General features: G+C 41.8%; 7 protein-coding genes and 1 tRNA gene. 4 read left to right on the top strand and 4 right to left on the bottom strand.

Features of this window, described 5'->3' with window-relative positions:
* Window positions 1-606: 606 nt before the first annotated feature.
* Genes B3763_RS17020 through B3763_RS17005 form a run of 4 tightly spaced genes read right to left on the bottom strand, consistent with a single transcriptional unit; the run spans window position 607 to window position 4962 of the window.
* Complete coding sequence (locus B3763_RS17020) at window positions 607-1875, bottom strand: adenylosuccinate synthase (RefSeq protein ID WP_286748073.1); 1269 nt, start codon at window positions 1873-1875, stop codon at window positions 607-609.
* A 15-nt stretch (window positions 1876-1890) separates the two neighbouring features.
* Window positions 1891-2232, bottom strand: a complete 342-nt coding sequence (locus B3763_RS17015) for an STAS domain-containing protein (RefSeq protein ID WP_286748072.1) — start codon at window positions 2230-2232, stop codon at window positions 1891-1893.
* Window positions 2233-2234: 2 nt separating this feature from the next.
* Window positions 2235-2693 carry a Fur family transcriptional regulator gene (locus B3763_RS17010; protein ID WP_189631443.1) on the bottom strand — a complete coding sequence of 153 codons (459 nt, stop codon included), beginning with the start codon at window positions 2691-2693 and terminating at the stop codon, window positions 2235-2237.
* A 49-nt stretch (window positions 2694-2742) separates the two neighbouring features.
* Window positions 2743-4962 carry a RelA/SpoT family protein gene (locus B3763_RS17005; RefSeq protein WP_189631444.1) on the bottom strand — a complete coding sequence of 740 codons (2220 nt, stop codon included), beginning with the start codon at window positions 4960-4962 and terminating at the stop codon, window positions 2743-2745.
* Window positions 4963-5071: 109 nt separating this feature from the next.
* Between B3763_RS17005 and B3763_RS17000 the strand changes: the two genes are divergently transcribed.
* The 4 genes from B3763_RS17000 to B3763_RS16985 form a co-directional block, all read left to right on the top strand.
* Window positions 5072-5153, top strand: a tRNA-Leu gene (locus tag B3763_RS17000).
* A 62-nt stretch (window positions 5154-5215) separates the two neighbouring features.
* A complete protein-coding gene (gene tig, locus B3763_RS16995; RefSeq protein WP_286748071.1) occupies window positions 5216-6547 on the top strand; it encodes a trigger factor in 1332 nt (443 codons plus the stop codon).
* Between the two features lie 92 nt (window positions 6548-6639).
* Complete coding sequence (locus B3763_RS16990) at window positions 6640-7308, top strand: ClpP family protease (protein WP_189631446.1); 669 nt, start codon at window positions 6640-6642, stop codon at window positions 7306-7308.
* A 6-nt stretch (window positions 7309-7314) separates the two neighbouring features.
* The coding region (locus tag B3763_RS16985) for an AAA family ATPase (RefSeq protein WP_286748070.1) at window positions 7315-7928 on the top strand (614 nt) is incomplete at its 3' end.

Below are 7928 nucleotides of genomic sequence, written 5' to 3'. Positions count from 1 at the left end.
TTAGGCCTGCCGCTAGCGTTCATCCTGAGCCAGGATCAAACTCTCCATTGTATAAGTTTTTTCTTCCCCCATGTAGGGGTCAGAATCCTATAATAGGATATATGTTGTCTGAAACCTCTGGCTTTCGTATCAGTCTCCTCCGAAAAGAAAACCAACACTAACTCAAATTAATATTCGAGTGGTCCGCTATCGTATCACATTCATTCAAAGAACTTTATTATTGGCTTAACGGCCGCCTCGGTGTTTAGGAACTTAGTCTTGATAGCTAACTCATGGTTGTCCTAAAACCTATTACGATCCTCCAATAAACGTTGCCAAAAACCGGGTATAAACCCTTTCCTGACCTTGAGATTGCTGCCGTTGCAGCTCCCCGTTTTTTCGCTTTTCTATTCCCTTGTTCCAAAAGCGGATGCAAAGGTAAAAAACTTATTTTATTAAGTGCAAAAGAATTTGAAAAATTTATTTCTAATCCCTCACAGCCTCTCAATTTATCCCCCCGTTCCTTGCAAACGGGAGGACAAAAGTAGGAGATTATTTTTGATCTATAAAGCCCTTTTCGAAAATATTTTGAAAAGTTTTTGAGCCATTTTTAGATAGCTCTAGTTATCAACGGATTACGGTTTGAGTTCTGTCAGGCCCTACCGAAACTATCTTTATTGGAGTATTAGTTTTAGACTCAATAAACTCTATGTATTGCTTGAGTTGGTCTGGCATATCTCCATAAGATTTTACTTTGGCAAGATCTTTTTTCCAGCCTGGTAACGTTTCATAGACCGGCTCTACTTCTTCATCGAGCAACTGAAATGGCATTTCCTGAGTAAGGGTTCCGTCTTTGAGCTTGTATGCCGTACACACTTTGATCTCGTCTAAAAAGGAAAGAACGTCTGCCTTCATCATAAAAAGTTGGGTTACTCCGTTAATCATGATGGCATAGTTGAGTGCCGGAATATCTAACCAGCCGCACCTACGTGGCCGACCGGTGGTGGCTCCGAACTCATTGCCTTCTTTTTGTATGGCGGCACCAGTACTATCGAACAACTCGGTAGGGAATGGCCCTCCTCCTACTCTCGTACAATAGGCTTTGAAGATACCGAACACCTCTCCAATGTTTTTGGGAGCTACTCCCAAACCCGTACAGGCTCCGGCTGTCATTGTATTGGAACTGGTTACATAGGGGTAGCTCCCAAAGTCGATGTCTAGCAACGATCCTTGCGCTCCTTCCGCCAGCACTGTCTGATTGGAGCGTATGCATTCGTTAATCTTATATTCTGAATTAACCAGAGTGAAGTTCTTCAGAAACTCTACTGCCTCAAAGAATGGTTTTTCTACCTGGTTGAGGTTATACTCAAAGTCATAATGCTGAAGTATTCTCTCGTGTTTATTGACGAGGTTTCTGTAGCGATCTTCGAAGCCAGGAGCCAGTATATCTCCAACTCTCAGTCCGTTTCGGGCAATTTTGTCCTGATATGAAGGCCCTATACCTTTTAAGGTTGAACCTATTTTATCTTTTCCTTTAGAATGCTCATAGGCAGCATCCAGCAATTTATGTGAGGGCAGAATGAGCTGAGTTTTCTTTGAGATAAAGAGGTTTTTGGTAAAGTCTATATTGAACTTGGCCAAACCTTCTATCTCTTTCTTAAAGATCACCGGGTCTAGCACGACTCCATTACCAATAATATTGAGGATTTGCTCTCTGAATATACCTGATGGAATTTGATGCAAGACGTGCTTGTGGCCATCGAACTCTAGCGTGTGGCCTGCATTGGGCCCTCCCTGAAATCTTGCCACTACATTATACTTTGGAGCAAGGTAATCTACAACCTTACCTTTTCCCTCGTCTCCCCATTGTAAGCCTAATAAGACGTCTACTTTCATTATTTATTTATTCTATCAGGAAATTAATTCGTTAACGGCCTGCTCTACTGAGTCGGCTATTTTAAAGATTGCTGTGAGCTTGGTAATTATTAACAGCTTTTTTACGTGTTCTGAAGGGTTTACAATAATGACTTCTCCTTCTTGATTTCTAAACTTAGTGAGCAACGTAATGAGTACACCGATACCACTACTGTTAATGTATTTCACCTTTTCTATATCTATTGCACACTGTACGAGCCCATTGTTAATGGCATCGTTGGCAGCATCGAGCAGACCTGACCCTACTTCTTCGCCAATTAAACTACCTTCTATTTGGAGTACAATGACTCCCTGGTTTTCGTAGCTCTTAAATGTCATGATTAGTCGATTTTGGCTTTTTTGGCCCTTGGTTTAGCGAAAAAGTACAGGGTATGATGCATGATGTCTATATCGAACATTTCTTCCAGGGTGTTTTTGATGTTTTGGATTCTTGGGTCGCAAAACTCAATAACTTCAGAAGAGTTCATCATGAGAATGTGGTCGTGCTGTTTAAAACCGTATGACTTTTCGTATTGGGCCATGTTTTTACCGAACTGGTGTTTGGTAACCAGATCGCATTCAACGAGCAGATCGAGTGTATTATATACAGTGGCCCGGGAAACTCTGTAGTTCTTGTTTTTCATACTGATGTACAGAGATTCAACATCGAAATGACCGTCTCTTGTATAAATTTCTTCGAGTATGGCGAATCGTTCGGGCGTTTTACGCAACGTCTTGTTTTCCAGGTAGGCTGTAAATATCTGTTTTACCTGATCGAATACTTTTGGATTAAGCGCCATTACTCCGGGTTAGGGTGCAAATATAAAATAGTTTATGGAATAGCCGCAGCTAGATTTCATGAGTGGAATCGTAGCGCGTAACTCTCATCACACCAGTAACCTTTTCTAGTTTTCTTATGAGTTCATCGAGGTGCTTGGTGCTATTTACGTATAACCGAATTTGCCCATCGAAAATTCCTGTCTCAGTGTCAATGCTGATGGACTGCATATTTACTTTAAGTTCGCCTGAGATAATATCGGTTACGTCTCTCATCAATCCTACCCTATCGGTACCTATGATGCGGAGCACTGCCAAGAAGGCATTTTGTTGCTGAGACATCCACTTGGCCTTTACAATGCGGTTGCCATGGCGTGAAAGTAGTTCGGGAGCATTGGGGCAAGTGGTACGATGGATTTTTATCCCTTCATTGACGGTGATAAACCCAAAGACATCGTCTCCCGGAATGGGGTTACAGCATTTGGCAAAGCGATAATCCAGCACATCCATATCTTCTCCTATAAGGAGTATGTCTTTACCGCCATGCTCGGCCTTTTTAATGTCATCTGTAAACTCAAACTCTTCGGCCTTGACCTTAAGGGACTTTGTACGTTCTTTTTTAAAGTCTCTGAAGTTTTTTATTTGAGAGGGGTCAATTATTCCGCGGCCTACTTTATAATAAAAATCAATAATTGTTTTTTCATCGAAGTATGCCCTCAATTGGTTAACCACATCGCCATCGAAGGGAATCTTCATTTGCTTGAGCTTGCGCTGCACAATTTCCTTTCCGTCTATGGCTGCTTGTTTTTTTGCTTCTTTAAGAGTGTCTTTAATCTTGGATTTAGCCTTTGAGGTAACAACAAACCTCAACCAATCTTCATTGGGCTTTTGCTTGTTTGAGGTAAGTATTTCAATCTGATCTCCATTTTTTAACTGGTAATTGAGTGGTACCAGCTTGTTGTTAACTTTTGCCCCGAGGCATTTGGCCCCAATTTCGGTGTGTATATCAAAAGCAAAGTCCAGTGCGGTTGCGCCACTAGGCAGTATCTTGAGGTCTCCTTTAGGAGTAAATATGAAAACTTCTTCGTTGAAGAGGTTGGAGCGGAAGTCGTCCACAAATTCAATGGCATTGGTATCGTTTTGCTCCAACATATCTCTGACCTTCTGAATCCACATTTCCAGACCAGACTCATGAGATGGACTCATTCCGTCTTTGTACTTCCAGTGAGCGGCATACCCCTTTTCTGCGATATCGTCCATACGTTGGGTTCTAATCTGTACTTCAACCCACTTACCGGTGCGGCTCATTACGGTAGTATGGAGCGATTCATACCCGTTGGCCTTGGGGGTGCTTACCCAATCTCGTAGCCTGTCGGGGTTGGGTGTATAAAAATCTGTTACTATGGAATATACTTGCCAACAGGCCGACTTCTCCTGATCGTATGGCGTATCGAGAATTATGCGGACTGCAAACAGATCGTACACTTCTTCAAAAGGTATGCTCTGTTTTTTCATCTTATTCCAAATGGAGTAGATTGACTTTGGCCTGCCTTTTACCTCGTACTTTAGACCTGTCTTGTTGAGTTCGTCCAATATTGGGGCAATGAAGCCTTTAATAAAACGAGCTCTGGACGATTTGCTCTCGGCAATCTTTTCTACAATGTCCTGATATATCTCCGGTTCGGTGTATTTGAGCCAAAGATCTTCGAGCTCCGACTTAATGGCATATAGCCCCAGCCTGTGGGCTAAGGGGGCGTATAGATAAATAGTTTCAGAAATTATCTTGAGTTGCTTATGACGAGGCATGCTGCCCAATGTGCGCATATTGTGTAGCCTATCGGCCAGCTTCACCAAAATAACCCTAACATCTTCTGAAAGGGTAAGCAGCATTTTTCTAAAGTTTTCGGCCTGTTGAGAGCTACCATGATCGAACACTCCAGATATCTTGGTGAGACCATCGATAATTTTAGCCACTTTTGGACCGAAGGAGTTCTTTATTTCATCGAGCTCAATCTCGGTATCTTCTACCACATCGTGAAGAAGTGCCGCTATAATGGATGTAGTACCTAGACCAATCTCTTCAACGCAGATTTCGGCTACTGCCAGTGGATGAAAGATATATGGCTCTCCTGATTTTCTGCGCATCTCTTTGTGCGCATCCAGCGACAAATTGAAAGCCTTCTTAATGAGTTTGGCATCATTATCTTTCAGAAAGGGTTTGGCCTTTCTAAGCAGTCTTCTATACCTTCTAAGAATCTCTTTTCGTTCCGCTTCAACATCAACTGCAATCATAAAGTAAAGTTAGCTAGAAGTAAGGTTATAAGTGTTAAAAAAATATGCAAACAATTTATTGACTTCAAAAGGAATTCCTATACCTTTGCAATCCATTTCGAAACAGCCAGCGGATGTGGCGAAATTGGTAGACGCACTAGACTTAGGATCTAGCGCCTCCGGGCATGGGGGTTCGAGTCCCTCCATCCGCACAAATTGAACCCTCGGTCGAAAGATTTGAGGGTTTTTATTTATTGACAAAAACAGTAAAGCATTGGACATTACTTTAGACAAAAAAGATTCGAATGTCGCTTCTATTAAAGTTAAATTAAACGAAGCTGATTATCAATCGAAAGTAAACGAAAAGATCAAGGACTATAGCAAAAAAGCCCAGATCAAAGGTTTCAGACAGGGCAAGGTTCCACAGGGTCTTATCAAGAAAATGTACGGCAAGTCTATTTTGGTTGATGAAATCAACCATATGGTAGGTCATGCTATCCAAGACTACATTAGAGATAATGAGCTTAAAATTTTGGGAGAGCCAATTCCCAACCAGCAGCAAATTGAATCGGTAGACTGGGACAATCAGGTGGACTTTGAGTTCGAGTACAACATTGGTCTTGTTGACGACTTTAAAGTAGACCTAACAAAAAAGGTAAAAGTAACCGAGTACGAGATTGACGTAAACGACAAGGTTATTGACCAAACCATTGACGATGTCAGAAGTCAGTTTGGAAAAATGACTAACCCGGAAGTGAGCGAAGAAGGCGATTTGCTTTATGGCACCCTAACTCAAGAAGGCACGGACTTTAGCCATGACACTACTTTCGATCCTTCTGTACTTACCAAAACCAATGCTAAGAAGTTTGTAGGCAAAAAGAAGGGCGATGTGATTGCTCTCGATTTGGGCAAACTTTTCAAAGAGAAAAGTCAGCAAGCCGCTCATTTAGGAAAAACACCTGATGAAATCGAAGGCATGGACCTGAACTTCAGTTTTGAAGTTAAGAATGTAAACCGAAGAGAATTGGCTGAGGTGAATCAGGAGTTATTCGACAAAACCTTCGGCCCGGATACTGTTTCGAGCGAGGAAGAATTCAGAGCTAAAGTAGCCGATACTATTTCTGAAAATTACTCAAGAGAAACCACGGCTTGGTTAAATAAAACCATTCAGGACGAGCTAATTAAGAATACCAAGATTGCCCTTCCCGATGGATTCCTTAAAGATTGGTTGAAGCTTTCTAGTGAAGGCAAAGTGACCGATGCTGACCTGGAGAAAGAATATGACATTTATGCCGACCAGCTAAGATGGAACCTCATTTCAGGTCAGGTAGCAAAGGAGAACGAGATTAAACCTGAGCATGAGGACATTAAAGCAGCCACGCAAAAAATGATTGAGGCTCAATTTAGAGGATCAGGATTAGGACAGCTGGCCGATCAGATGGATTCGTTTGTTGAGCACTACCTACAAGGCGAAAACGGCCAAAATTATATGAAAATGGCTGAGCAAGTGCAGGAAGAAAAGGTGCTAGAATTCATCAAAGAGAAGATCGAAATTAAGTCGAAAAAAGTTAGTCTGGACGAGTTCAAGGAAATCGTTAATAAGTAAGCGAACCTTTGGTGCTTGCAAGATGTTAAATGAAAGTCCTTTCTCGGAAGGGCTTTTTTTTTAATTTTGTTCAGTTAAGGTGAATTAAACTAATGATCAACAAAGACGAATTCAGAAAATACGCTATTCATAATCAGGGAGTTCAGGGTTCTACATTCGATGCTTATACGAATTGGGTAGAGAACATGACTCGTTCGGTTATTGAAGAAAGACCGACCCGATTTGCAGAAATTGATGTTTTCTCCAGACTTATTATGGACAGAATCATCTTTTTGGGCATGGGGGTAGACGATAATATTGCGAACATTATTACAGCACAGTTGCTCTTTTTGGAGTCGGTAGATCCTCAAAGAGACATCACCATGTATATCAACAGCCCTGGTGGGTCTGTATATGCCGGCTTGGGCATGTATGACACCATGCAGTTTGTTAAGCCCGATGTGGCTACCATTTGCACCGGTATGGCTGCTTCTATGGCTGCAGTGCTAATGAGTGCCGGAGCGGAAGGCAAAAGAGCCGCTTTACCTCACTCAAGAATAATGATTCACCAGCCAAGTGGTGGTATGCAGGGGCAGTCCAGAGACATGGAAATTACCCTAAAGCAGATGCAGGAACTACGAAAGGACTTGTACGACATTTTATCAAAACACACCGGCCAGCCTTACGAGAAAATTGAGCAAGACTCTGATAGAGATTATTGGATGCGTGCGGCTGAAGCTAAAGAGTATGGTCTTATTGACGAGGTACTCTCAAGAAAATAAAAGATTATGGCAGAGGTTACTTGTTCGTTTTGCGGACGCAACAAAAAAGATGTTGACTTGATGATATCGGGCATTCATGCCCATATATGTAATCACTGTATTACTCAAGCCAACCAGATTCTTTCGGAAGAACTTAAAACGAAGTCTTCTGAAGACTCTCCTAAATTCAACCTAATTAAACCGGTTGAAATGAAGAAGTATCTTGACCAGTATGTGGTAGGTCAGGATGAAGCCAAGAAGGTAATCTCTGTAGCTGTTTATAATCACTATAAGCGGCTTATTCAAAAATCTAACGATGATGATGTTGTGATTGAAAAGTCCAACATCATCATGGTTGGTGAAACAGGTACGGGCAAGACTTACATTGCTAAAACGCTGGCAAAAATACTTCAGGTTCCTTTTTGCATAGCTGATGCTACAGTTCTTACTGAAGCTGGTTATGTTGGAGAGGATGTTGAAAGTATTCTCACCAGACTTCTCCAGGCGGCCAACTATGATGTTGAGTCTGCCGAACGAGGAATCATCTATATTGATGAGATTGATAAAATAGCCCGCAAATCGGATAATCCATCCATTACGCGCGATGTTAGCGGTGAAGGTGTTCAGCAAGCACTTTTAAA

It is taken from the genome of Roseivirga sp. UBA1976, from assembly GCF_002336325.1.
GTDB classification, from domain to species: Bacteria; Bacteroidota; Bacteroidia; order Cytophagales; family Cyclobacteriaceae; genus Roseivirga; species Roseivirga thermotolerans.
Note: the sequence above shows the minus strand (reverse complement) of the source record. Positions and strands in the feature narration are given on the sequence as shown.